This window comes from Lentzea sp. JNUCC 0626, assembly GCF_043632865.1.
Classification (GTDB): Bacteria; Actinomycetota; Actinomycetes; order Mycobacteriales; family Pseudonocardiaceae; genus Lentzea.
This window is the reverse complement of record NZ_CP171635.1, coordinates 8,338,234-8,363,767: the sequence shown is the minus strand read 5'-3', so window position 1 is coordinate 8,363,767 and position 25,534 is coordinate 8,338,234. Positions and strand designations below refer to the sequence as shown.

The following is a 25,534-nucleotide window of genomic DNA, read 5'->3' as shown; positions in this document are numbered from 1 at the left end:
GGCCACCGGACCGCGCGGCAGCCACCGCCGAACTCAAGGCACCCGAACTCAAGGCAACCGAGCGCAAAGCAGCCGAACTCAAGGCAACCAGGCACGAGGTAGCCGAGCGCGAGGCAACCAATGGCTTGAGGAGAACGAAGCCGAAGACATCCCAGTTGCTGGGGTGTCAAGCGGCGGCGGTGTGGTGTGGCCAGGCGGTGGTTTCGTTGTAGTGGGTGCGGGTTTTGAGGCAGCCGTGCAGGATGCCGACCAGGCGGTTGGCGAGGTGGCGTAATGCGGCGTTGTGGCCGAGGCCGCGTGTGCGTTGTCGCTGGTAGTAGGCGCGGGCGCCAGGGCTGACGCGCATGGCGACGAAGGCTTGGGCGATCAGGGCGTCGATGAGCCGGTCGTTGTGGACGTGCCGGGCCGTGACGGTGCGTTTGCGGCCGGAGGCGATGGTGAGCGGGCTGGTGCCGGCGTAGTTCTTGCGGGCTTTCGCGCTGGCATAGCGGGCGGGGTCGTCTCCGAACTCGGCCAGCACCCGAGCACCGATCACCACGCCGATCCCTGGTTGGGACAGCACGATCTCAGCGTCCGGGTGCCGGCCAAAATGGGCCTCGACCTCGCCCTGCAGACCGGTGATCTGCTCGGCCAGCGTGGCGAGGATCGCGATGGTGGCGCGGGTGGTCGCCGCGTAGGCGGCGGTCACCACCGGCGGCTGGCCGAGGTGCTCTGTGCGCAGCGCGGCCTGGATCTCGGCGGCCTTGACGTCGGCGTCGCGACGACGGGCCCGATCGAGAGCGCCGCGGATCTGGTTGAACGACAGGCTTTTCGCGGTGTCCGGGTCCGGTGCCCGGCCCAGCAGCTCCAGCGTGTCCGGCGCGTCCAGATCGGTGAACGCGGCCAGCGCGGCCGGGAAGTACTCCCGCAACGAGTGCCGCAACCGCAGCGTGTGACGGGTGCGATCCCAGATCAGCGTCTTGTGCACCCTGGCGACGACCTTGATCCCCTCGACCCCGGCCGAGTCACCCGCGACCGGCCTGAGCTGGTGGGCGTCGGTGCGGACCATGTCCGCCAGCACATGCGCGTCCCCCGCGTCGCTTTTCGCACCCGAGACCGCGTGCCGGTCCCGGAACCGCGCCACCGACAACGGATTCACCGCGAACACCTCATAGCCCGCGGCAACCAGCGCGACCACCCACGGACCCCGATCGGTCTCGATCCCGACCCGCACCCGCACATCCTCGACCTCGGCATCACCGGCGTGCTCGGCGATCAACGCGTGTAACCGGGCCATCCCGGCCACACCCTCAGGCAACCGCGCCTTCGCGAGCCTGCGCCCGCCGGCGTCCATCAGCTCGACATCATGGTGATCCTCGGCCCAGTCATCGCCCACCAACAGCAGCATCGCGTCCTCCCGTCGACACCCGTTCCACAGCGGCGGGAGAACAATCAGCGACCTAATGAACAGTGCTCACACCCACCGGCGGGCACGACATCCCAGCAGCGATCACGTTCTCCCGACACCAGCGGGGGCACGATCTTCGGCAAGGACTCACACGTCCAGGCGAGACAAGTACTCACCCACCAGCGCCACCACACCGAGCCTGCCAGACGACCGGCCCACCACTCATTAGGCGAGGCGCCCTTGAGTTTCTTGGCTCAACGCGCACCCGAGCTACGCAATGCCGAAGGCGAGCCGTCCCTCTCAGGCCACACGTGCAGCGGGTGAGGTGACGTACCAGCACAAACCCAGCCACGCACCAACGAGATTGGGGCTTGACTTTGGGTGCGAGGTGCTACCACTCGTGGCTCGGCCGGGCGCTTTCAGCCCGGCCTTTCCGGTCCGACCAGCGCCTCGCAAGGGCCCCGAAGTCAAGCCCCAATCTCTATCGTCGCGAAGCGGCGATGAAATGACCCGTCCGTCGAAAGTCTTTTCACCCCAACGCAACCACCACCAAAAGGTGACAGAACGAAGCCACCGAAAGCCAGACCAGAAGGAGCCGACGATGCCCCGCCCCACCATCCTGTACGTCTCCAACCTCGCCTACCCGGCCAAAGGCCGCCGCTACTGCGACGAAGACATCTACCTGACCTCAAACCTGAGACAGCACTTCGACCTGGCCATAACCCACCCAGAAGACGCCACAGCCCTGATGCACGCCTACGACACAGTCGTGGTGAGAAACAGCGGCCCGGTAATCGACTACCCGACCGCCTACGCCACCTTCCGCGCCACCGCCAACTCCACGGGCCAACGCGTCTACAACCCGCTGACCGGCAAGGCGGACATGGTCGGCAAGCAGTACCTGATCGACCTGACGAACGCGGGCTACCCGGTGATCCCCACCATCGACACGCTGGCGGACCTGGACACCCTGGCCGACCACCTGCCGACCCCGCTGTCGAACCCCACCGGCCCGGAAGCCCTGACCTACGTGGTCAAGCCGAAGGCCGGCGCCGACTCCCACGGCCTGGAGTTCCACACCAGACAAAGCCTGGAAAACCGCGAATCCACTCTCGGAACCTCGAAGCCGCCGACGAAATCCTCGACAAAATCCAGCGCCGAGTCCCCAACTGAGTCCCCAACCGAATCACCGGCTGACTCCCCAGGCGACACCCTCATCCAACCCAAGATCGATTTCCGCTACGAGGTCTCGTTCTACTTCGTCGACCAAGACTTCCAGTACGCCCTGCACGCCCCAGACCCGACGAAGCGATGGGACCTGACCCTCTACACCCCGTCCCGCACGGACCTGGAATTCGCCCAGAAGTTCATCGCCTGGAACGCCCTCCCCCACGGCATCCAACGGGTCGACGCCTGCCGCACCCAGTCCGGCGACCTGCTCCTGGTCGAACTGGAGGACCTCAACCCGTACCTGTCGCTGGACCGCACCACCGACGACATCCGCACCCGCTTCGTCCAGGCGATGACGAGCTCGCTGCGCGGTTCACTGGCATGAACAAGCGAAGATCCACGTGAACGAACAGACAGGCTCAAGATCAATCCGCAGGGCGAGGGTGTTGTACCTATCGTGAACTGATCGGTGCGCTGTGTGCGTATGCCCGTCCAACAGCGCAGCGAGCATTACCCGAAAGGGAGGCGACGTAGTGAGACGCACATCAAGAATTGCTCAACAGCGGGTGACGGCGGGCCCGTCCTGATCGATCCTGTGACAGAGCACTCCTTGCCAGGTGCCTCCAGCGTGTGAAGGCCTGTGTCAGGGGGACTAACCTGACTACCGCATGAGTCATCACCAAGAGCGAGATGGATAGAGGCGAGCGACAGCCGTGTCCAGCAGCAGTCCTGCGTCACAGTTCGGGCCGAACGAATGGCTCGTCGAGGAGATGTACGAGCAGTTCCTCGCGGACCCGTCATCCGTAGACCCGGCGTGGCACGACTTCTTTGCCGACTACAAGCGTGCGGGCGGCAACGGCAGTGCCGCCACGGCCAGCGCGGGTGGCACCACGGCCACCACGACCGCGACCGTGACGCCGCCGGCGGCGGACACCGCCAAGCCCGCGCCCGCTGCCGCACCCAAGCCTGCCGCGCAGTCGCAGCCGAAGCCGGCGGCCACGCTGCCGTCGACCGGCAAGCCCGCGCCGCAGCAGGCCGCGAAGGCCGCCCCGGTCAAGCCGAGCGGGCAGCCCGAGCAGAAGCAGCTGCGTGGTGCTTCCGCCGCGATCGCGAAGAACATGGAGCTGTCGCTCACCGTTCCGACCGCGACCAGCGTGCGCGCCGTGCCCGCCAAGCTGCTGGCCGACAACCGCATCGTCATCAACAACCACCTGAAGCGGACGCGCGGAGGGAAGGTCTCCTTCACGCACGTGATCGGCTACGCGGTCGTCCGGGCGCTGCAGGCGTTCCCGAACATGAACCGCCACTACGCCGAGGTGGACGGCAAGCCGTTCGTCGTCACGCCGGAGCACGTGAACTTCGGTCTGGCGATCGACCTGCCCGGCAAGGACGGCAGCCGCACGCTGGTCGTCGCGTCGGTCAAGGGCTGCGAGAACATGACGTTCACGCAGTTCTGGCAGGCCTACGAGGACCTGATCCGCAAGGCCCGCGGCGGGTCGCTGACGGCGGACGACTTCTCCGGCACCACGATCTCGCTGACCAACCCCGGCACGATCGGCACGAACCACTCGGTGCCGCGTCTGCAGGCCGGTCAGGGCGCGATCATCGGCGTCGGCGCCATGGAGTACCCCGCGCACTTCCAGGGCACCAGTGAGCAGGCGCTCACGGACATGGGCGTCAGCAAGATCATCACGCTGACCAGCACGTACGACCACCGCATCATCCAGGGCGCGGAGTCGGGCGAGTTCCTCAAGCGCGTGCACCAGCTGCTGCTGGGCGAGGACGGCTTCTACGACGACATCTTCGCGTCGCTGCGGCTGCCCTACGAGCCGATTCGCTGGGTCGCCGACATCCCCGAGGGCGCTGTCGACAAGACGGCCCGCGTCATCGAGCTGATCGACGCGTTCCGCACCCGCGGTCACCTGATGGCCGACACGGACCCGCTGAACTACCGCCAGCGCTCGCACGCCGACCTGGACGTGCTCAGCCACGGCCTGACGCTGTGGGACCTCGACCGCGAGTTCCCGGTCGGCGGCTTCGCCGGCAAGGAGCGGATGAAGCTCCGCGACATCCTGGGCGTGCTGCGCAACTCGTACTGCCGCACCGTCGGCGTCGAGTACATGCACATCCTCGAGCCCGAAGAGCGCCGCTGGATCCAGGAGCGCGTCGAGGTTCCGCACGAGAAGCCGCCGGCCACCGTGCAGAAGTACATCCTCAGCAAGCTCAACGCGGCTGAGGCGTTCGAGACGTTCCTGCAGACGAAGTACGTCGGCCAGAAGCGCTTCTCGCTCGAGGGCGGCGAGACCGTCATCCCGCTGCTCGACGCGGTGCTCGACAAGGCCGCCGAGCACGAGCTCGACGAGGTCGTCATCGGCATGCCGCACCGCGGCCGCCTCAACGTCCTCGCGAACATCGTCGGCAAGCCGATCTCGCAGATCTTCCGCGAGTTCGAGGGCAACCTCGACCCCGGTCAGGCGCACGGCTCCGGCGACGTGAAGTACCACCTCGGTGCCGAGGGCAAGTACTTCCGCATGTTCGGCGACGGCGAGACCAAGGTGTCGCTGACGGCGAACCCGTCGCACCTCGAGGCGGTCGACCCGGTCCTCGAGGGCATCGTCCGCGCCAAGCAGGACATGCTCGACAAGGGCGGCGACTTCTTCCCGGTCCTGCCGGTCGCCATGCACGGTGACGCGGCGTTCGCCGGTCAGGGTGTCGTGGCCGAGACGCTGAACCTGGCGCTCGTGCGCGGCTACCGCACCGGTGGCACCGTGCACATCGTCGTGAACAACCAGGTCGGCTTCACGACCGCGCCGGAGCACTCGCGGTCCTCGAAGTACTCGACCGACGTCGCGAAGATGATCGGTTCGCCGGTCTTCCACGTGAACGGCGACGACCCCGAGGCCTGCTACTGGGTCGCGAAGCTGGCCGTCGAGTACCGCCAGGCGTTCCACAAGGACGTCGTGATCGACATGGTCTGCTACCGCCGCCGCGGCCACAACGAGGGCGACGACCCCTCGATGACGCAGCCGGCGATGTACGACGTGATCGACCAGAAGCGCTCGGTGCGCAAGACCTACACCGAGTCCCTGATCGGCCGCGGCGACATCACGGTCGAAGAGGCCGAGAAGGCGCTGCAGGACTTCTCCAGCCAGCTGGAGCACGTCTTCAACGAGGTCCGCGAGCTCGAGAAGCACCCGGTGACGGTCAGCCCGTCGGTGGAGGCCGAGCAGCAGATCCCGGCGAAGCTGCCCACGCACATCACCCGCGAGGTGCTGGAGCACATCGCGGACTCGCACGTGAACCTGCCGGAGGGCTTCACGCCGCACGCGCGCGTCAAGCCGGTGCTCGACCGCCGCGCCAAGATGGCGCGCGACGGTGGCATCGACTGGGCGTTCGCGGAGCTGCTCGCGTTCGGTTCGCTCGCGATCGAGGGCCGCAACATCCGCCTGGCCGGCCAGGACTCGCGCCGCGGCACGTTCGTGCAGCGCCACGCGACCCTGATCGACCGCAAGACGGGCGACGAGTACACGCCGCTGCAGCACCTGTCCGACGACCAGGGCAAGTTCATGGTCTACGACTCGGTGCTGTCGGAGTTCGCGGCGGTCGGCTTCGAGTACGGCTACTCGGTGGCGAATCCGCAGGCACTGGTCCTGTGGGAGGCGCAGTTCGGTGACTTCGTCAACGGCGCGCAGCCGATCATCGACGAGTTCATCTCGTCCGGTGAGGCCAAGTGGGGTCAGCGTTCCGACGTCGTGATCCTGCTGCCGCACGGCCACGAGGGCCAGGGCCCCGACCACACGTCGGGCCGCATCGAGCGCTGGCTCCAGCTGTGCGCCGAGGGCTCCATGACCGTCGCGGTGCCGTCGACGCCGGCGAACTACTTCCACCTGCTGCGTCGCCACGCCCTCGACGGCGTCGACCGGCCGCTGATCGTGTTCACGCCGAAGTCGATGCTGCGCCTCAAGGCAGCCGTCAGCGGCACGGACGAGTTCATCAACGACCGCTTCCACTCGGTGATGGACGACCCGACGATCAAGGACCCGAACGCGGTCACGAAGGTCCTGTTGTGCAGCGGCAAGATCTCCTACGAGCTGCACGCCGAGCGCGAGAAGCGCGGCGGCGGCGACGTGGCGATCGTGCGCGTCGAGCAGCTCTACCCGGTCCCGGCCCGCAAGCTGACCGAGACCCTGGAGCGCTACCCGAACGCGAAGGACGTCCGCTGGGTGCAGGAGGAGCCGGCGAACCAGGGCGCGTGGCCGTTCTACGGCCTGGCCCTGCCGGAGCTGCTCCCCGAGCACCTCGGCACCGTCCGCCGCGTGTCGCGCCGTCCGATGGCCGCCCCGTCGGCCGGTTCGAGCAAGGTGCACGAGGTCGAACAGCGCGAGATCATCACCCGCGCGTTCGAGTAAGCCAGCACTGAACGAACGAGCCGCCGGATTCCTCCCTTGGGGTCCGGCGGCTTCGTTTCTCAAGACTCACAGGAGTTTCTTCATGTACCACACCGATCGCGGCATCGAAGAGCTGGAGAAGCGGCGCGGCGAGGAGGAGGTCTCCTTCGCGTGGCTGGCCGACAAGCTGCGCGAGTTCGTCGACGCCAACCCGGAGTTCGAGACGCCGATCGAGCGCTTCGCAACCTTCCTGGCGCGCGATGACGACGACTTCGAGGACTGAGCCTTTTCACAGGCTTTTGGCTTTTCACCAACGTTTTTGAGCATGCCGATGCTCAGGCACTCCCCCTCGGGTCAGCGCGACGATCGTCCCGTTCGATCCCGCGACTCCGAGGGGGAGTTTTGTTCAAGAAGACGATGGTGGCCGCCGCGGCGATCACGATGACCCTGTCCGGCACCGCACTCGCGGCAGCCCAGGACAACAGCGCCCAGAACACCGAGGCCGCACCACTGGCCGTGTCGGGCCCCTTCAACCTGCGCGTCGGGTTCAGCCCGTTCCGCAACCTGGAGGCCGTCAGGTCCACGGTGGACCAGGCAGGCGGCGCGATCCGCCAGTGGTCGTTCGACGGCACCGACGAGCAGGAGTGGCTGTTCTTCAGCGACGCCAGCATCCGCCCGGTCCTCAACACCAAGATGTGCCTGGACGCCAACCCGAACGACAACCGCAACGGCGGCCAGGTCTACGTCTGGCCGTGCCACGGCGGCACCCCACAGCAGTGGCGCCCCTGGAACAACCAGGGCCTCACCCTGCAGAACGCCGCCACGGGCCGCTGCCTCGACGCCAACCCGGACGACAGCCGCAACGGCGGCGTCATCTACCAGTGGGAGTGCCACGGCGGCACGCCCCAGCAGTGGACGCGCGTCCGTCGCGGCTAACCACCAGGAATAACGTGACGATCGGCGCCTCACGATCGACCAGAGGTGCATGGGCAAGCACCTGGCGCCGGTCCTCACGGCTCTCGTTCCGCCCACCGCCGCCTTCGTCTGGCTCCAGACGTGGGCGGCGGCGCAACCTCTGCGCGCCAACTCCCCGCGAACGAGACGAGCATCCTGGCAACGGACTAGGTCACCAGGCGTAGGCCTCCGGCGCCGGCTTCGAGCCGTTCGGCCCCGGCGCCGGGAACAGCTCGTCCAGCTTCGCCAAAACCTCCGCGTCGAGCTTCAACTCCGCCGCCCGCAACGAGTTGTCGAGCTGCTCGATCGTGCGCGGCCCGATGATCGGCGCCGTCACGCCCTCCTGGTGCAGCAGCCACGCCAGGCCGACGTTGGCCGGGTCCTCGCCGATCTCGGCGCAGAGCTTCTCGTAGGCCTCGATCTGGTCGCGGCTCTTCTCCAACGCGTCGGCGGAGCGGCCGGAGGCGGAACGGGAAACGCCGCCCTCACGCTGCTTCCGCAACACCCCGCCCAGCAACCCACCGTGCAACGGCGACCACGGGATGACACCGAGGCCGTAGTGACGGGCGGCGGGCAGGACCTCCAACTCGGCCCAGCGGGTCATCAGGTTGTAGATGGACTGCTCCGACACCAGCCCGAGGAAGCCGCGGGTGCGCGCCGCCTCGGCGGCCTGGGCGATGTGCCAGCCGGCGAAGTTCGACGAGCCGAAGTAGATGACCTTGCCCTGCTGTCGCAGGACGGAGAAGGCCTCCCAGATCTCGTCCCACGGCGTCGCGCGGTCCACGTGGTGCATCTGGTAGAGGTCGATGTAGTCGGTCTGCATGCGCTTCAGAGAGGCGTCGGCGGCGCGGCGGATGTTCAGGGCCGAGAGCTTGGTCTCGTTGGGCCACTCGCCCATGCTGCCGTACAGCTTGGTGGCGATCACGGTGCGCTCGCGGCGGGTGCCGCCCTTGGCGAACCAGTTGCCGATGATGTTCTCGGTGACGCCCTCGCCCATCTTCCAGCCGTAGACGTTGGCCGTGTCGAAGAAGTTCAGGCCGTGCTCGTGGGCGCGGTCCATGATCGCGTGGCTGTCGTCCTCGGTCGTCTCGGGACCGAAGTTCATCGTGCCGAGGCACAGGCGGGAGACGGACAGGCCGCTGCGGCCGAGGTTCGTGTACTCCATGCCACTCACCCTGCCCCCAACGAACGCCTTGTGCCACGTGGAGTTGCTCCAGCTACTGCCATTCCCACCTGATGCCGTGCACGGAACCGGGCTGGGCCTCGCGCACGACCAGGTGTGCCGCGGCGGAGCTGCCGATCCACAGTTCGCCGCCGTCGACCAGCGGCCCGTCGGCGGAAACGCGGCTGAAACCGTGGCAGCGCACCGGAACCGCGTCCGGGTGGAACTCGACCTCCAGCACGTAGTCGCGCAGCAGGCGGACGAAGCTGCGGTCGGCGGTGAAGCTGTCGGCGCCGGGGTCGGAGGTGTAGCGGAGGTCGACCAACGCGGTGTCGCCCGCGCGCAGGACGCGGTCGAGGATGACCTCGGCGACGATCAGCTTGTGCTCCTCGTCGCGGCGGACTCGGCCTAGGCGGCACGACTTCAGCGCGTGGATCTCGCCTGCGGACCGGTCGGTGAGGTCCGCGGTGCGCGAGACGAGGATGCGGTCGACGCCGTCCTCGAACGCCTCGATCACGGCGCTGGTGCGCATTTCGGTCTCGCGGCGGTCGGGGCCGATCACGGTCACGTCCCGCACGGTGAGGTAGCGCGCCGGGGCCGCGGTGAGGTGGTCGACGCGGGCGATGGCTCGGCCGAGGTCCAGCGCCGCCTCCTGCCAGATGCCCTCCAGCGCGGTGGCGCGGTCCACCCAACGGCCGCGCGGGCGCCGAGCACCAAGCTGGCCGGTCAACGCACCATCAGACACGCCGAGGACCTCTTCGAGCACGGCCACGGCGTGCAACGACTCCGGGCGTTCCGGACGGCTGCGGCCGCGTCGCCAGTACGAGAGCGTCGACAGGCTCACCTGCACGCCGCGCGCTTCGAGGTGGTGCTGGATCCGCTCCAGGCTGAGGCCGCTCGCCTCCACGGCCTTCGCCAACGCCTCCGCGAATTCTTGCACGATGCAAATGCTACGGGCCGTGATCAAATCCCGCCGAACTCAGCACAGCGCGTACCCGAAAACGGTGTCGCCACAGTTTTGACAGTATTGAAAACAGAAGTTTCGAACCTGTTATCCAACGCACAGCTCGCGTTAGTTTCTTGGTGTTCCCCAGTTCATTCCCTGCCAGGAGGAACCCCATGGCACTTCGGCGTCATGTCGCCATCGCCGCGGCATTGGGCATCGCTTCCACAGCGATGTGGACGCCCACCGCGATCGCTGAAGAAGCAGTTCTGCCCGGTTCGGGCACGCAGGCGGTCGAGGGCAGCTACATCGTGGTGCTGAAGGACGGAGCGCGCACCCCTGCCAGCGCGTTGGCGTCCCGCTACCAGGGCAAGGTGAAGTACACCTACAGCGCCGCGCTGAACGGGTTCTCGGTCACCGGAATGTCCGACCGCCAGGCTCGCCGGCTCGCCGCCGACCCGGACGTCGAATTCGTCGAGCGCAACACGGTCGCCACGATCCAGGCCACGCAGTCGAACCCCGTCTGGGGTCTGGACAGGATCGACCAGGCGAACCTGCCGCTGAGCAAGTCGTACACGTACCCGAACACCGCGTCGAACGTGAACGCGTACGTTCTCGACACCGGAATCAGGAAAACGCATTCCGAATTCGAGGGCCGGGCCACCGACGGTTACGACTTCATCGACAACGACGCCACCGCGCAGGACTGCCAGGGCCACGGCACGCACGTCGCCGGCACGGTCGGCGGCAAGACCTACGGCGTCGCGAAGAAGGCCAAGCTGGTCGGCGTCCGCGTGCTCGACTGCAACGGCAGCGGCCCGTGGGACACCATCATCCGCGGCATCGACTGGGTGACGGCCAACGGCAAGAAGCCCGCCGTCGTCAACATGAGCCTCGGCGGCAGCGGCACGAACGCCTCGCTGGAGAACGCCGTCAAGCGGTCCATCAGCGCGGGCTTCACCTACGTGCTCGCGGGTGGCAACAGCGGCCAGGACGCCTGCAACTTCACCCCGGCCCGCACGCCCGAGGCGATCACCGTCGGCGCGTCCGACCGCACCGACAAGCGGTCGATCTACACCGCCGGCTCGTCGAACTACGGCAAGTGCCTCGACATCTGGGCGCCGGGCAGCGACATCGTGAGCGCTTCCCACAGCAACGACACGGGCACGCGGTCCATGGGCGGCACGTCGATGGCTTCCCCGCACGTCGCCGGAGCGGCCGCGCTCTACCTGAGCGCCAACCCGTCCGCGACGCCCGCCCAGGTGCGCAACGCCCTGGTCGGCGCGGCCACGCCGAACAAGCTGACCGACATCAAGACGGGTTCGCCGAACCTGCTGCTGAAGGTCTAGGAACCTGCCGTCGCCGCCACCCTGCAGCGGCGACGGCCATCCTGGGCGCCCTCGATGCCACGGCCGAATGCGGCTCGGCCACGCGCATCGATCGACTGGGGGCGCTTGCGGTGGGAGTGGGAGTAGCGGCTACTCCCACTCCCACCGCACTCCATAGATTCCGGGCTTCGAGTTCCGCACGTGGATGTGCGTTGATGCCGTCGTCCCGATCCACAGGTCGTTCAGAGCGGTCTCCGGCTCGTGCAACGACGGCCGCGCGAACTGGAAACAGCGCGCCGGCACCGCGTCCGGGTGGAAGTCGATCTGCAACGTGTAGTCGTTGACGGGCCGCAGGAACCGCCGGTCGCACACCTCGCTCTGGGCGCCGGGTCTCATCCGGACCGTGTAGTCGATGAGCGCCGTCTCCCCCGCGCGCAGCATCCGGTCGAAGAGGATCTCCGCGACGAGGAACCCGGTCGAGTCCTCCCCGCGCACCCGCCCGAGCCGGCACGGCGGTCCCGCCTCGATCGTCGGCACGCCGAGGTCCGTGGCGTCGGCCAGCTGGATCGCGAGGAACCGGTCGACCCCGTCCTCCAAGGCTTGGACCACACCTGTGACGTGGGTCGAGACCTCCCGGCGATCCTGCCCGACGAGCAGCCGGTCCTGCACGCTCAGGTACGTGTTCGCGGTCGGCTGTAGCCGTTCGATCCGCGACATGACCTCGCCGAGGTCCGTCGCGCGCGAGTCCCACATGTCTTCCAGGGACAGCGATTGGTCCACCCACCGGCCGCGCGGCCGCTTGTCGCCCAGCCGGTCGGTCAGGAAGCCCTCACCGAGGTCGAGCAGTTCCTCCAGCGCCGCGACGACCTTCAGCGACTCGGGGCGTTCGGGCCTGCTGCGGCCGCGGCGCCAGTAGCTGAGCGTCGAGATGCTCACCTGCATGCCGCGCGCGGCCAGGTGGTGCTGGATGCGTTCGAGACTGAGGCCGCTGTTGTCGACGGCTTTCGTCAGGGCCTCCGCGAAATCCACCACGGGGACACCGTACGGCCCCGCACCTTCCGCCAATAGACCCACAGGTCGGGTAACGAGACGGCTGTCTCAAATGGAGCGTTGCCCCTGACGCCACACCAAGTGCGTCAACGGCACCCCGGGACGGTAGGCCAGATGGGTGATCGAAGGCGCGTCCAGGACGTGCAGATCAGCCCGCGCACCAGGCCTGATGACGCCGACGTCGTCCCGTCGCAACGCCTGCGCGCCCCCTGCCGTGGCCGCCCAGACCGCTTCCTCGACGGTCATCCGCATCTGCAGGACCGCTGTCGTCACGCAGAACGCCATCGACGAGGTGTACGACGAGCCGGGGTTGCAGTTGCTGGCGAGCGCGACCGTCGCACCGGCGTCCAGCAGGGCGCGGGCGGGCGGCAGCGACTGACGGGTCGAGAGGTCGCACGCCGGGAGCAGCGTGGCGACCGTGTCCGACGACGCCAGCGCGTCTACGTCGTCGACCGACAGATACGTGCAGTGGTCCACCGACGCGGCACCGAGTTCGACGGCCAGCCGCACGCCGGGGCCCTCGCCGAGCTGGTTGCCGTGCACCCGCAGGCCGAGGCCCTTCTGCTGGGCCGCCACGAGCACGGCCTTCGACTGGTCGTAGTCGAACGCGCCCTTCTCGCAGAACACGTCGGCCCAGCGCACGAGGGGTGCGACGGCGTCGAGCATCTCGCCGCGGACCAGGTCGACGTAGGAGTCCGCGTCCGCACCCGGCGGCACCAGGTGCGCACCGAGGAACGTGACCTCGTCGGCGTGCTCGGCGGCGATCCGGGCGCTCCGAACCTCGTCGGCGACGTTCAGGCCGTAGCCGGTCTTGGTCTCGACGAACGTCGTGCCCTGCCGGAGCGCCTCGGCGACGTGCTTGCGGACGACGGCGGCCAGTTCCTCGTCGGACGCCGCCCGCGTCGCGTTCACCGTCACGGCGATGCCACCCGCGGTGTACGGCTTGCCCGCCATGCGCGCGCCGAACTCGGCGGTGCGGTCGCCCGCGAACACCAGGTGGGTGTGGCTGTCGACCCAGCCGGGCAGCACCGCGCGGCCCTCGACGTCGACGCTTTCGTCAGCCGCCGGGGCGTCGGACGCCTGCCCCACCCAGGCGATCCGGTCGCCGTCGATGACCAGCGCGTTGCCGCTGACCTCGGTGTTCGTGGTCAGCTCACCGATACCGGTGATCAGCACGCTCATGCCCACAGCTCCTCGATCGCGTCCGCCAGCAGCCTGCCGACGTCTCCCAGAGTCTCGTGCACACCGCCGGAAGCGACCACCCGCCCGCCGACCACAGCGGTGTCCACATCGGACGCCGTCGCGGACAGCAGGACCTGCTGCGGCAACGAACCCGCGGTGCGCGGCGTCGAGCAGCTGATCGCCACGAGGTCGCAGGGCGCACCCGGTTCGATCCGGCCGCCGTCCCAGCCGAGCGCGGAATGCCGGGTGGCGGCTTCCATCAGCTCGGACGGCGAGAACCGGCCGCGCTGACCAGTGCGGAGCCGCTCGTTGTGCTCCAACGCGCGGGACTCCAGCAACGGATCGATCACCGCGTGCTGGTCGCTGCCGAGCGAGAGCGGGCTGCCGGCGTCGGCCAGCTCGCGGGCCGGGCCGATGCCGTCGGCGAGGTCCGCCTCGGTGGTCGGGCAGAAGCACGCGCCGGTACCGGATCCGCCCAGCATCGCGATGTCCTCGGGCGTGAGGTGCGTGGCGTGGACGGCTGTGGTGCGCGGTGAGAGCGCACCGGCTTCGTGCAGCAACGCGGTCGGCGTCAGGCCGTACGCGGCCAGGCACGCCTCGTTCTCGGCGGGCTGCTCGGAGAGGTGCACGTGCAGCGGCGCGTCCGGGAACGCCTGCGCCACCACTGAAAGCCCCGCCCGCGGCACGGCCCGGACGGAGTGGATCGCGGCACCGACGCGCATGACCTCGTCGGACTTCAGCTCGCCGACCCGGGACGCCCACGCCTCGGCGGTGCCGTCGGAAAAGCGTTGCTGCACCTCGTTCACGGGCTGGTCGATGCCGCCCGCGAGGTAGCAGGTGTCGAGCAACGTCAACCGGATGCCCGCGTCCGCCGCCGCCTCGCGCAACGCGTACCCGAACTCGTTCGACCTGTCGTGCACGTAGTGGAACTCGCCGACGGCCGAGACGCCCGCGAGCGCCATCTCGCCGTACACCGCGCGAGCCAGCCGGTAGTACGACTGCGGGGTCAACCGCGAAGCCAGCGCGTACATGCCTTCGCGCCACGTCCAGAAGGTGCCGCCGCCGTCGTGCGTCCGGCCGCGCAACGCCCGGTGGAACGCGTGCGAGTGGGCGTTCGCGAAGCCCGGCACGACGATGCCGTGCAACCTCCGCACACCCAGCGGAATCGTGTCCACAGTGGACACCGACGAGATCACGCCGTTCTCGGTCCTGATCAGGACGCGCTCGGCGAGGCCGGTCGGCAACCAGGCCCGCTCGCACCAGAAGTTCATGAGGCGAGGTGTGCGATCGTCGCGGCCAGTGCCCGCACGCCCGCGTCGACGTCGGCCTGCTCGGCGAACTCCTCCGGCGCGTGGCTCACGCCGGTGGGGTTGCGCACGAACAACATCGCCGTCGGCACGTGCTCGGCGAGGATGCCCGCGTCGTGGCCCGCACCCGTCGGCAGCGCCGGAACGCCACCCAGCGCTCCGGCGATGTCGTCCCGCAGCGCGCTGTCGAAGTACACCGTGTCGCCGTAAGACTCCTCGGTGATCCGCAGCTCGCACCCCTCTTCCTTGGCGGCCTGGTGGGCCGCCTCGGAGATCTCCGCGACCATCGCCCGAGTACGCGCGTCGTCGCTGTCCCGCGCATCCAGCCAGACGTCCACAGTGGACGCGATGACGTTGGTGCCACCGGGGTTGGGGACGAGCCTTCCCACGGTGGCACGACCGCCACCCCTGGCCGCCTTCCTGGCGGCGAGGACGAGCTGGGACGCCGGGAGCATCGGGTCGCGGCGGTCCTCGATCAACGTCGCCCCGGCGTGGTTGCCCTCGCCGGAGAACGTGAAGCGCCACCGGCCGTGCGCGAGGATGCTGGACGCCACGCCGACCGGGACCGTGAGACCCCGGCCCTGCTCGACGTGCAGCTCGACGAACTGGCCGATGCGCTTCAACGCCCTGTCGTCGCGGCCGACCAGGTCGGGGTTGTAGCCCGCGGCCTTCATCGCCTCGGCCAGCGTGATGCCGTCAGGATCCTTGAGCCCCAACGCCTTCTCGGGCGAGATGGCGCCGGTCAGGAGCCTGGAACCCAGGCAGGCGACACCGAACCGGCCGCCTTCCTCCTCGGCGAAGACCGTGATCGCGAACGGCCGACCCGGCTTGAACCCCTTGGCCTGCAACAGGTCCACGGCCTCCAGAGCCGAGGTCACGCCGAGCGGGCCGTCGAACGCGCCGCCGCCCGGCACCGAGTCCAGGTGACTGCCGGTGATGAGCGCGTTGTCGCCGCGCTCACCCCACCAGGCCCAGAGGTTGCCGTTCTGGTCGGTCTCCACGTTGAGACCGCGCCGGACCGCCTGTTCCACGAACCAGTGCCGCAGTTCGAGTTCGGGCTTGTTGTACCCGTGGCGCGAGTAACCGCCGCGCTTCGGGTCCTTGCCGACGTCCGCGATCTGGTCGAGCATCAGCCCTCCATCGGGATGCGGACGCCCTTGTCCGCTGCCACCGTCTTGGCCTCGTCGTACCCGGCGTCCACGTGCCGGATGACGCCCATGCCGGGGTCGTTCGTGAGCACGCGCTCGATCTTCTGCACGGCCAGCTCGGTGCCGTCCGCGACCGTCACCTGACCGGCGTGGATCGAGCGGCCGATGCCCACGCCACCACCGTGGTGGATCGACACCCAGGTCGCACCCGAGGCCGTGTTGACCAGGGCGTTGAGCAACGGCCAGTCCGCGATCGCGTCGGACCCGTCGGCCATCGCCTCGGTCTCGCGGTACGGGGACGCGACCGAGCCGCAGTCGAGGTGGTCGCGGCCGATGACGATCGGCGCGGACAGCTCGCCGGACGCGACCATCTCGTTGAACTTGAGGCCCGCGAGGTGCCGTTCGCCGTAGCCGAGCCAGCAGATGCGGGCGGGCAGGCCCTGGAACTCGACGCGCTCACCGGCCATCTTGATCCAGCGGTGCAGCTGCTCGTTCTCCGGGAAGAGCTCCAGGATCGCGGCGTCGGTCTTCGCGATGTCGGCCGGGTCGCCGGAGAGAGCCGCCCAGCGGAACGGGCCCTTGCCCTCGCAGAACAACGGGCGGATGTAGGCGGGCACGAAGCCGGGGAACGCGAACGCGCGCTCGTAACCGCCGAGCTGCGCCTCACCCCGGATCGAGTTGCCGTAGTCGAACACCTCGGCGCCGCGGTCCATGAACCCGACCATGGCCTCGACGTGGTCGGCCATCGACTTGCGGGCGCGGTCGGTGAACTCCTCCGGCTTCGCGGCCGCGTAGTCCTGCCACTCGTCCAGCGCGACGCCGACCGGCAGGTACGCCAACGGGTCGTGCGCGGACGTCTGGTCCGTGACGATGTCGACGGCGACCTCGCGGCGCAGCAGTTCCGGCAGGATCTCCGCCGCGTTGCCCACGACGCCGACGGACACGGCCTCACCGGCGGCCTTGGCGGCCAGCACGCGCTCGATGGCGCTGTCCAGGTCGTCGGCGATCTCGTCGAGGTAGCGGGTCTCCAGACGACGCTGGGCGCGGTGCGGGTCGACCTCGATGCAGAGCGCGACGCCCTCGTTCATCGTGACGGCGAGCGGCTGCGCGCCACCCATGCCGCCGAGGCCCGCGGTGACCGTGAGCGTGCCGCGCAGCGTGCCGTTGAAGCGCTTGGTGGCGACGGCGGCGAACGTCTCGAACGTGCCCTGCAGGATGCCCTGGGTACCGATGTAGATCCACGAGCCGGCGGTCATCTGCCCGTACATCGTGAGGCCCTCGGCCTCCAGGCGGCGGAACTCGGGCCAGTTCGCCCAGTCCGGCACGAGGTTCGAGTTGGCGATGAGCACGCGCGGCGCCCACTCGTTCGTGCGCATGACGCCGACCGGGCGGCCGGACTGCACGAGCAGCGTCTCGTCGGCCTCGAGGTTCTTGAGCTCGCGGGTGATGGCGTCGAACGACGGCCAGTCGCGCGCGGCCTTGCCGGTGCCGCCGTAGACGACGAGGTCCTCGGGGCGCTCGGCGACGTCCGGGTCGAGGTTGTTGTGGAACATCCGGAGCGCGGCCTCGGTGGACCAGTTCTTCGCGGTCAGTTCGGTGCCGCGATCAGCGCGTACGACCATTACAGGGCTCCACTTCGGATGAGGGCCTCGGCGGCGGCGATTTCGGGAGCGAGGTGGCGATCCGGACCAGGACCCTGGACGGTCTCGCGCAGCTTCGCCACGGCGGCGGCCGTCGCGGGGGCGGGCTTGAGGGGCGCGCGCAGGTCGAGCGCCCGCGCGGCGGTGAGGAGTTCGATGGCCAGCACGGTGGTGAGCCCGTCCACGGCCTTGCGCAGCTTGCGGGCGGCGGACCAGCCCATCGACACGTGGTCCTCCTGCATCGCGGAGGACGGGATGGAGTCGACCGACGCCGGCACCGCGAGGCGCTTGAGCTCGGACACGATCGCCGCCTGCGTGTACTGGGCGATCATGTGGCCGGAGTCGACACCGGGGTCGTCCGCGAGGAACGGCGGCAGGCCGTGCGACCGGGAGACGTCGAGCATGCGGTCCGTGCGGCGCTCGGCGATCGAGGCCACGTCCGCGAGCGGGATGGCCAGGAAGTCCAGCGCGTAGGCCACCGGGGCGCCGTGGAAGTTGCCGTTGGACTCGACCCGGCCGTCCGCCAGCACGACGGGGTTGTCGATCACGGACGCCAGCTCGCGATCGGCCACCGTCGCGGCGTACGCCACCGTGTCGCGAGCCGCGCCGTGCACCTGCGGTGAGCAGCGCAGCGAGTACGCGTCCTGCACGCGGGTGCAGTCCGGGCCGCGGTGCGAGGCGACGATCTCGGAGTTCTTGAGGAACGTGAGCATCCGGGCGGCGCTGAGGTTCTGGCCGGGGTGCGGGCGCAGCGCGTGCAGCTCCGGTTCGAAGACGCGGTCGGTGCCGAGCAGGGCCTCGACGCTCATCGCGGCGGTGAGGTCCGCGATGTCCAGCAGCTTCGTCAGGTCGGCGATCGCCAGCGACAGCATGCCGAGCATGCCGTCGGTGCCGTTGATCAGCGCGAGGCCTTCCTTCTCGGCCAGCTGCACCGGTTCGATGCCGGCTTCGGCCAGGGCCTCGGCGGCGGTGACGAGTTCGCCCTGCGCGTTGCGGACCATGCCCTCGCCCATGAGCGCCAACGCGTTGGCGGAGAGCGGCGCGAGGTCACCCGAACAGCCGAGCGAACCGTACTCGTGCACGATCGGCGTGATGCCGGCGTTCAGCATCCCCGCCATGGCGTCCACAGTGGACAGCCGAACGCCGGTGTGCCCGGTGGAGAGCGTGCGCAGGCGCAGCAGCATCAGCGCCCGGACGACCTCGCGTTCGACCTCGGGCCCGGAACCGGCGGCGTGCGAGCGGATCAGCGACCGCTGCAGCTGGGCACGGCGGTCCGGCGGGATGTGCCGGACGGCGAGCGCGCCGAACCCGGTCGAGACGCCGTAGGTGGGGCGTTCGGCCGTGGCGAGCTGTTCGATGTGGCCGCGGGCGGTGGTGACCGCCTCACGGGCCGCCGCGGTGATCTCCACCGGGGCGCCGTCGCGGGCGACGGCATGAACGTCCTCGAGGGTCAGAGGCTTCGGACCCAGCTCCACCGGTTGTCGCATGCAGACATCAGACCGCTCCGGAGCCGACTCAGCGACCCCGGAGCGGGTGATGGTGTCTGGGATGCCAGACGGCCTACTTGCGGATCCAGCTGGTGTCGATGCCGGAAGCGATCTCGACGTCGTCGGCGACCGCGGCGATCTCCTCGTCCGGCTTGTCCGCGGGGGTGTTCGTCACGGTGATCCAGAGGTCGCCCTCCTGCACCACCACGGTGCCGCCACCCACGATCATGGCCTGCTTGCCGCGCGCCGTCACCGGCTTGCTCGGCGCACCGCGGAAGTCCGGCTCGCGCTTGCTGACCGTCACCTCGTACGGGCCGCGGCCGGGTGAGTACTGGGCGCTCCAGTCGTCGGGACCCGTTCCGGAGAACGTGGTCGCCGGCTTGTCCTTCACCTTGAACGGCGCCTGGAAGACCGCGTCCGAGTCGGCCCGCACGGAGTCGGCGACGCGCAACGCCGTCGACTCCGGATGGCCCACCCGGTCCACCCGGACCACGAGCGTCTCCTGCGCCTTCCACTCCACGAGCGCCGAGGTCGCGGTCACCTGGGCACGGGCTTTGAGCCCGCGCACCGTGACCTCTTTCCACTCGGACAGCTGACCGGTGAAGCCCTGGCCGCTCGACAGGGTGACGCTCGGCCCGCCGCCGTACCCGTCCGCGGCGGCGTCCGCCGGCACCCAACCGCGATCGGTCTGACCGTCGCGCGCGCTGCGAAACGTCTCGACGAACCCGTCCGGCAGCCAGTGCGGCTGGTACTTCAACGCTCCCGGCGTGGCCGGCACGAGTGCGGCGCCCGCGTCGTTCGGGTTCGGCGGCACGTACCTGTCGCTGGCGATGACGCCGGCGAAGATCAGGACGGCGACGGCGGCGACCCCGGCCGTGGCGAGCAGGAAGATGTTGCTGCGCTGCCGCTTCCGCTTGCGGCGCAGTGCGTTCAGCGTCGGTGCAGGGTGGGGAGTGCGTTCGGCCAGCAGGCCGAGTGCCTCCTTGATCTGCTGTTCGGTGTCGTTCACGACAGGCCCTCCCCGAGCCGCAACCCGACACCAGCGGGTTCCGGCGTGTGGTCCATGCGGAGTGTGGCCAGCGCACGTGAGATGTGGCTGCGCACGGTTCCCTCGGCACAACCGAGCATCTGTGCGATCTCCGAGTCCTCGTAGTTCTCGTAGTAGCGGAGCACCACGGCGGCCCGCTGTTTGCGGGGTAACTTCGCGATCCGCTGCAACATGGCTTCCCGCTCGTCGTAGTGGTGCGTCTTGTCCGCGACGGGCGGGGTGACGGACTCCAGGGTCGTCATGCAGAGGGCGACGTCCTTGGCCGCCCTGCGTCGGCGCCACGAGAGGTACTCGTTGGTCACCATGCGCTTGACGTAGGCGTGCGGGAGGTCGACTGAACCGATGCGATCCCACTTCTGCTGCGCGCGCAGCAGGACTTCCTGGACCACGTCCTGGGCCAGGTGCGGGTCGCACGTGAGCACGGTGGCGTAGCGCAGCAACGGGGTCACCTGTGCTGCCACGAAGTCATCGAAACTCGGTGTCAATCCCGACCCCCTTCAAAACCGTCACACCCCTATGACGCAGCTCGAGCCTGTTCTGTTGAGTGTGCCCTGATGTCGTAACGGCGTGGGCTGCATCACGTGGGAAAATCACTGTTGTGGGCACCAGCAGTGACGTTCCCGCGCTGCGGAGAGGCCTCGCGGTCCTGCGGTTGCTCGCCGGCCGACCGGGCCCGGTCTCCGCGGCGTCAGTGGCGCGCGAGCTGAATCTGCCCAGGTCGACGACCTATCACCTGCTCTCGGAGTTGACGGAAGCCGGTTTCGCGACCCACTTCCCCGAGGAGAAGCGCTACGGCCTGGGCGTCGCGGCGTTCGAACTCGGCTCCGCCTACCTGCGGCACGACCCGCTGGAACGCCTCGCGCGCCCGCTGTTGCGCAAGCTCGCCGACCGGATGGAGAAGGTCGCGCATCTGGGCGTCCTCCATGGCGCGGAGGCGTTGTACCTGGTACGCGAGCAGCCCCGCCAGCCGCAGTCGATCGTGTCCGACGTCGGGGTGCGGTTGCCCGCTCATCTGACGGCGTCCGGGCGGGCCATGCTGGCCTACCTGCCGCCGGCGCAGGTGCGCGCGCTGTTCCCGTCCGTGGCGTCGTTCGTCGACCGGACCGGCCGCGGCCCGCACAACCTGCCCGCGCTGCGCCGGCTGCTGACGGCCGAGCGGCGGCAGGGGTGGTCGGTGGAGGACGGGTACGTGACAGCCGGGTTCGCGTCGGTCGCGGCTCCCGTGTTCGACCACGGGGAACGGCCGATCGCGGCGATCACGCTGACGTTCCGGCACCTGTGCGACACGCCCTGCGGTCAGGTGTGGCCGGATCTGGCCAAGGAAGTGCGGAAGGCCGCCGAGGAACTGACGGTGCGGATCGGCGGGCACGCGGCCGTCGGTTAGTAGCCATGTACATAGTAGCTATGTACCGTATCTGCCATGAGCAGTGCGGAACCGACGCCTGGGCACCTCGTGTGGCGTTTGGCGATGAAGTGGCGGACGGCCGTTGACCGCGCGTTGGACCCTCTCGGGCTGACGCACGCGCAGTACGTCGTGCTGTCGTCTTTGGTGGCGCTCGACCGGCCCTCCCAACGCGAACTCGCCGAGTGGGCCGGTCTTGAGCCGTTGTACGTGTCGAAGCTCGCGCGGTCGCTGGAGGCCGCAGGGTTCATCACGCGGGTGCGCGACTCCGTCGACACCCGGACCATGCGGCTCGCGCTGTCCCCGCGCGGCCTCGAGGTGGTCGAGCCCGCGATCACGACGGTCCGCGCGGTGATGGACCGGCTGCTGACGCCGCTCGGCGACCGGACGTCGGCGTTCTCCGCCGAGGTACTCGCTCTGCTCGCCGTCCCGCTCGACTGATTTCGCTGAGGAGCACCCCGATGCCCGTCGTCCCCGTCCTCGATTCGACCGTGCACTACGAGCAGCACGGCTCCGCGCCGTTCGTGTTCCTGCACGGCAATCCCGCCTCGTCGCACATCTGGCGCAACGTCTTACCCGAGCTGGGCGGCCTCGCCCCCGACCTGATCGGGATGGGCCGGTCCGGCAAGCCCGCGATCGACTACTCGTTCGACGACCACGCCCGCTACCTCGACGCGTGGTTCGACGCGCTCGGCCTGGACCGGGTCGTGCTGGTCGGCCACGACTGGGGCGGCGCGCTGGCGTTCGACTGGGCGGCCCGCCACCCGTCCCGCGTAGCCGGCATCGCGTTCTTCGAGACGATGCTGAAACCGTTGCGCAGCGAGGAACTCCAGCCCGCCGCACGGGAACGGACGCGCCGGCTGCGTTCGCCGATCGGCGAGGAACTGGTGCTGGACCAGGACACCGTCGTGCGGCAGGCGTTCACCGGCGGCGTGCGGACACCGGTCTCGGACGAGGACATGGCCACGTACCTCGCACCGTTCCCCGACCGGGAGAGTCGACGTCCGGTGCTGGCCTGGATCCGGCAGCTCCCGGTCGACGGCGACCCGCCCGCGCTCATCGGGCGAATGGAGGCTTACGGCGCGTGGCTGGCTTCGTCCGCGGACGTGCCGAAGCTGCTGCTGACGTTCGAGGGGTCGCCGACGCTCGCCATCACGCCCGCGCTGGCGGCCTGGTGCACCGAGAACGTCGCGGCGCTCGACGTGGTGGCGCTGGGCGAGGCCGGGCACCACGCGCCGGAGGACAAGCCGAAGGAGATCGCCGCCGCGATACGCAGTTGGGCGGAGAGCAGCGCTCTGGTTGCATAGCGTGCATGGGGGTTACGGCCGAGAAGTTCGATCCCGCACGGGCATCTGCCGCCGAGGTCCGCGCCTATCACGAGGTCACGCTCGGCCGGTACGCCGACGACCGCCCGCTCTGGACGCCGCCGACGTTGGAGGAGATCGAGTTCCGGCTGCGCACACCGTTCCAGGGCCTCGGGCCGACGCACCACTGGGCGGCGCGGCTGGACGGTGAGCTCGTGGCGTTCGCCGGCGTGAACTACGCGGACTGGGAGGACCTCGCCCTGGCCGAGGTCGTGGTGCACCCGCGAGCGCGGCGCCGCGGCATCGGCACCGCGCTGGTGCGGGCGCTGCTCCCCGATCTGGAGGCCCGCGGCCGCACTCAGGTCGAGGGCTGGCAGGTCACCCGCGGTGGCGCCGGGGCCGGGTGGCTCGCCGGCCTGGGCTTCCACACCTTCCACTCCATGATCGTGCAGAAGCTGACGCTCACCGAGGTGGACCGCGGGCTCTGGGACGTCCCGGTCCCGCCGGGCCACCGGCTCGAGCGGTGGATCAGCCGGGTCCCGGAGGACCTGCTCGAGTCCTACGCCGCCGCCCGCAACGCGATCCAGGACGCACCCGTGGGCGACCAGCACGTCTCGATGCCGACGTGGACGTCCACCGAGGTGCGCGCGGCCGAGGAGGACTACCTCGCTCGCGGCGCCGAACAACGGGTCGTGGTCGCCGTCCGGGAGGCGGACGGCGCCGTGGTGGGCCTGACCGAACTGGAGCTGCACGACGAACGCCCGCACCGGGGGTTCCAACGGGACACCACGGTCCTGCCGGCCCACCGAGGGCTCGGCCTCGGCCGCTGTGTGAAGGCCCACATGCTGCGCTGGCTCGCCGCTGACCGGCCGCGGCTCACCGAGATCGTCACCGGCACCGGGTCCGGGAACGTCCACATGGCGAGGATCAACCACTCGATCGGCTTCACGACGATCAGCGACATCAACTCCGTCCGCGCCTCGGTGGCGGACCTGCGCGCGAAAACCGCCGGCCAGCGGGCGTGATGCCCACTGACCGGCGGTTCGGTTGGTGCGTCCGCGTCGTCCGGGTCAGATGCCCGCGGAGGCCAGCCACTCCTTGGCGACCTTCTCCGGCTCCGGCTTGTCCGGCGACGACAGCTTCTGGTTGAGCTCCAGCAGCTGCTTGGTGTCGAGCTTCTTCGAGATCGAGTTGAGGGTGTCGCGGACCTGCTGCGACGCCTTCTTCTCGTTGATCAGCGGCAGCACGTTCTGCGCGGCGAACACGTTCTTCGGGTCTTCCAGCACCACGAACTCGTTGGCCTTGATGGCCGCGTCCGTCGTGAACAGGTCGGCCGCCTGCACCGTGTTGTCCTTGAGGCCGGCGACGGTCAGCGGGCCGCCGACGTCGAGGGCCTTGAACTCCTTGAACTCGCAGTTGTACTTGGCCTTCAGGCCGGGCAGGCCGTCCGCCCGGTTCTGGAACTCGGTCGGGCCGCCGAACACGAGGTCCTTGCAGTACGGCACGAGGTCGTCGATCGACTTGAGGCTGTACTGCGCGGCGATCTGCTTGGTGACGACGACCGCGTCCTTGTCCTCGGCCGAGGACTTCTCGAGCACGATGAGGTTCTTGGGCAACGCCTTCTGCAGCGCCGCGTACACCTCGTCCGAGCCGACTTCCTGCGCTTCCTTGTTGATGTACTTGAGCAGCACGCCGGTGTACTCGGGGATCAGGTCGATCGAGCCGTCCTGGACGCCCTTGTAGTACAGCTCCCGGTTGCCGATGTTCAGCTTCTTGGAGACCTTGACTCCCTTGGCCGTCAACGCTTCCGCGTAGATCTCCGCGAGCAGGCGGGACTCCGGGAAGTTGCCGGAGCCCACGACGATGGTGTCCGTCGGGGCCGGCTCGTTGTTCGCCCCGCCGGTCAGCGGATCTCCACCGCACGCCGACAACAGCATGACCGCAGCGACGGCTGTCGCGATGCGCTTCATTTCGTTCCTCCGGTTCCCACTGGACGCAGCCCGGGCGACACCGTCAGCCGTTGCAGGCCGGCGAAACCCAGGTCGACGAGAACGGCGAGCAGTGCCACGAGCACCGCGCCGGCGAGCATCTGACCGAAATCCTGCAGAGCGAGGCCGTCGAAGACGAACCTGCCCAGTCCACCGGCGCCGGTGTACGCCGCGATGGTGGCCGTGGCGACCACCTGCAGCGCGGCACCGCGGAAACCGCCGTAGATCAACGGAAGCGCGTTCGGGATCTCCACCTGCAGCAGCACGCCCGACTCGCGCATGCCCACACCCCGGGCGGCGTCGACGGCGGACGGGTCCACCGCGCGAACGCCGGCGTAGGTGCCGGCCATGATCGGCGGGATCGCCAGCAGCACCAACGCCACGTACACCGGGAAGTCGCCGAGGCCCGCCCACAGCACGACGAGGATCAGCACCGCCGTGGTCGGCAGCGCCCGCAGCGCGTTGGAGAGTCCGACGATCACGAACCCGCCCTTGCCGGTGTGCCCGACGTACGCGCCGAGCGGAACCGCGATGATCGCCGCGATGACCAGCGTCAGCAGCGTGTAGCCGAGATGTTCCAGCAACCGCAGCGGAATCCCGGACGTGCCGGACCAGTGCGCGGGATCGAAGAGCCAGCCACCCATCG

The 25,534-nt window shown here is 69.2% G+C and carries 22 protein-coding genes; 9 read left to right on the top strand and 13 right to left on the bottom strand.

The window, feature by feature from the left end:
- Window positions 1-166 precede the first annotated feature (166 nt).
- Window positions 167-1,384: an IS110 family transposase gene (locus JNUCC0626_RS39075; RefSeq protein ID WP_394621944.1), complete on the bottom strand. Its 1,218-nt coding sequence runs from the start codon at window positions 1,382-1,384 to the stop codon at window positions 167-169.
- A gap of 508 nt (window positions 1,385-1,892) precedes the next feature.
- Between JNUCC0626_RS39075 and JNUCC0626_RS39070 the strand changes: the two genes are divergently transcribed.
- From JNUCC0626_RS39070 to JNUCC0626_RS39055, 4 genes are all read left to right on the top strand, one after another.
- Complete coding sequence (locus tag JNUCC0626_RS39070) at window positions 1,893-2,942, top strand: hypothetical protein (protein WP_394615681.1); 1,050 nt, start codon at window positions 1,893-1,895, stop codon at window positions 2,940-2,942.
- A gap of 328 nt (window positions 2,943-3,270) precedes the next feature.
- Window positions 3,271-6,966: a multifunctional oxoglutarate decarboxylase/oxoglutarate dehydrogenase thiamine pyrophosphate-binding subunit/dihydrolipoyllysine-residue succinyltransferase subunit gene (locus JNUCC0626_RS39065; protein ID WP_394615680.1), complete on the top strand. Its 3,696-nt coding sequence runs from the start codon at window positions 3,271-3,273 to the stop codon at window positions 6,964-6,966.
- Between the two features lie 82 nt (window positions 6,967-7,048).
- Entirely contained in the window at window positions 7,049-7,228 is a 180-nt protein-coding gene (locus JNUCC0626_RS39060) for a DUF6104 family protein (protein WP_285643817.1), read from the top strand.
- 119 nt (window positions 7,229-7,347) lie between these two features.
- Window positions 7,348-7,881: an RICIN domain-containing protein gene (locus JNUCC0626_RS39055; protein ID WP_394615679.1), complete on the top strand. Its 534-nt coding sequence runs from the start codon at window positions 7,348-7,350 to the stop codon at window positions 7,879-7,881.
- A gap of 190 nt (window positions 7,882-8,071) precedes the next feature.
- On the opposite strand, the gene JNUCC0626_RS39050 is transcribed toward JNUCC0626_RS39055, so the two are convergent.
- On the bottom strand, window positions 8,072-9,064 hold the full coding sequence (locus JNUCC0626_RS39050) for an aldo/keto reductase (RefSeq protein WP_394615678.1): 993 nt from the start codon (window positions 9,062-9,064) through the stop codon (window positions 8,072-8,074).
- A gap of 52 nt (window positions 9,065-9,116) precedes the next feature.
- Window positions 9,117-10,001 carry a hypothetical protein gene (locus tag JNUCC0626_RS39045; protein ID WP_394615677.1) on the bottom strand — a complete coding sequence of 295 codons (885 nt, stop codon included), beginning with the start codon at window positions 9,999-10,001 and terminating at the stop codon, window positions 9,117-9,119.
- A 179-nt stretch (window positions 10,002-10,180) separates the two neighbouring features.
- On the opposite strand from JNUCC0626_RS39045, the gene JNUCC0626_RS39040 reads away from it, so the two are divergent.
- Complete coding sequence (locus JNUCC0626_RS39040; RefSeq protein WP_394615676.1) at window positions 10,181-11,353, top strand: S8 family peptidase; 1,173 nt, start codon at window positions 10,181-10,183, stop codon at window positions 11,351-11,353.
- Between the two features lie 129 nt (window positions 11,354-11,482).
- Here the strand turns inward: JNUCC0626_RS39040 and JNUCC0626_RS39035 are convergent, their stop codons facing one another.
- The 8 genes from JNUCC0626_RS39035 to JNUCC0626_RS39000 all read right to left on the bottom strand — a co-directional run bounded on the left by JNUCC0626_RS39035 (window position 11,483) and on the right by JNUCC0626_RS39000 (window position 20,679).
- Entirely contained in the window at window positions 11,483-12,364 is an 882-nt protein-coding gene (locus JNUCC0626_RS39035; protein WP_394615675.1) for a hypothetical protein, read from the bottom strand.
- Between the two features lie 66 nt (window positions 12,365-12,430).
- Window positions 12,431-13,564 (bottom strand): imidazolonepropionase, encoded by a 1,134-nt coding sequence (gene hutI, locus JNUCC0626_RS39030; RefSeq protein WP_394615674.1) that lies wholly within the window; start codon window positions 13,562-13,564, stop codon window positions 12,431-12,433.
- Window positions 13,561-14,835, bottom strand: coding sequence for a formimidoylglutamate deiminase (locus JNUCC0626_RS39025; RefSeq protein ID WP_394615673.1), 1,275 nt, complete (start codon window positions 14,833-14,835; stop codon window positions 13,561-13,563). Before JNUCC0626_RS39025 ends, hutI begins: the two co-directional genes overlap by 4 nt.
- On the bottom strand, window positions 14,832-16,001 hold the full coding sequence (locus JNUCC0626_RS39020) for an allantoate amidohydrolase (protein ID WP_394615672.1): 1,170 nt from the start codon (window positions 15,999-16,001) through the stop codon (window positions 14,832-14,834). The genes JNUCC0626_RS39025 and JNUCC0626_RS39020 overlap by 4 nt, the downstream gene beginning before the upstream one ends.
- Complete coding sequence (hutU, locus tag JNUCC0626_RS39015; protein ID WP_394615671.1) at window positions 16,001-17,641, bottom strand: urocanate hydratase; 1,641 nt, start codon at window positions 17,639-17,641, stop codon at window positions 16,001-16,003. Before hutU ends, JNUCC0626_RS39020 begins: the two co-directional genes overlap by 1 nt.
- Window positions 17,641-19,146 carry a histidine ammonia-lyase gene (gene hutH / locus JNUCC0626_RS39010; RefSeq protein WP_394615670.1) on the bottom strand — a complete coding sequence of 502 codons (1,506 nt, stop codon included), beginning with the start codon at window positions 19,144-19,146 and terminating at the stop codon, window positions 17,641-17,643. The genes hutU and hutH overlap by 1 nt, the downstream gene beginning before the upstream one ends.
- A gap of 73 nt (window positions 19,147-19,219) precedes the next feature.
- Window positions 19,220-20,155: a hypothetical protein gene (locus JNUCC0626_RS39005; RefSeq protein ID WP_394615669.1), complete on the bottom strand. Its 936-nt coding sequence runs from the start codon at window positions 20,153-20,155 to the stop codon at window positions 19,220-19,222.
- Complete coding sequence (locus JNUCC0626_RS39000; RefSeq protein WP_394615668.1) at window positions 20,152-20,679, bottom strand: SigE family RNA polymerase sigma factor; 528 nt, start codon at window positions 20,677-20,679, stop codon at window positions 20,152-20,154. Before JNUCC0626_RS39000 ends, JNUCC0626_RS39005 begins: the two co-directional genes overlap by 4 nt.
- Window positions 20,680-20,792: 113 nt before the next feature.
- Between JNUCC0626_RS39000 and JNUCC0626_RS38995 the strand changes: the two genes are divergently transcribed.
- The 4 genes from JNUCC0626_RS38995 to JNUCC0626_RS38980 are packed head-to-tail and all read left to right on the top strand — an operon-like array spanning window position 20,793 to window position 23,925.
- A complete protein-coding gene (locus JNUCC0626_RS38995; protein WP_394615667.1) occupies window positions 20,793-21,578 on the top strand; it encodes an IclR family transcriptional regulator in 786 nt (261 codons plus the stop codon).
- 36 nt (window positions 21,579-21,614) lie between these two features.
- Window positions 21,615-22,037 (top strand): MarR family winged helix-turn-helix transcriptional regulator, encoded by a 423-nt coding sequence (locus JNUCC0626_RS38990; protein ID WP_394615666.1) that lies wholly within the window; start codon window positions 21,615-21,617, stop codon window positions 22,035-22,037.
- Window positions 22,038-22,057: 20 nt separating this feature from the next.
- A complete protein-coding gene (locus JNUCC0626_RS38985) occupies window positions 22,058-22,903 on the top strand; it encodes a haloalkane dehalogenase (protein WP_394615665.1) in 846 nt (281 codons plus the stop codon).
- A gap of 5 nt (window positions 22,904-22,908) precedes the next feature.
- Entirely contained in the window at window positions 22,909-23,925 is a 1,017-nt protein-coding gene (locus JNUCC0626_RS38980; RefSeq protein WP_394615664.1) for a GNAT family N-acetyltransferase, read from the top strand.
- Between the two features lie 45 nt (window positions 23,926-23,970).
- On the opposite strand, the gene JNUCC0626_RS38975 is transcribed toward JNUCC0626_RS38980, so the two are convergent.
- Complete coding sequence (locus JNUCC0626_RS38975; protein ID WP_394615663.1) at window positions 23,971-24,870, bottom strand: glycine betaine ABC transporter substrate-binding protein; 900 nt, start codon at window positions 24,868-24,870, stop codon at window positions 23,971-23,973.
- A complete protein-coding gene (locus tag JNUCC0626_RS38970) occupies window positions 24,867-25,532 on the bottom strand; it encodes an ABC transporter permease (RefSeq protein WP_394615662.1) in 666 nt (221 codons plus the stop codon). The genes JNUCC0626_RS38975 and JNUCC0626_RS38970 overlap by 4 nt, the downstream gene beginning before the upstream one ends.
- Between the last annotated feature and the right edge of the window lie 2 nt (window positions 25,533-25,534).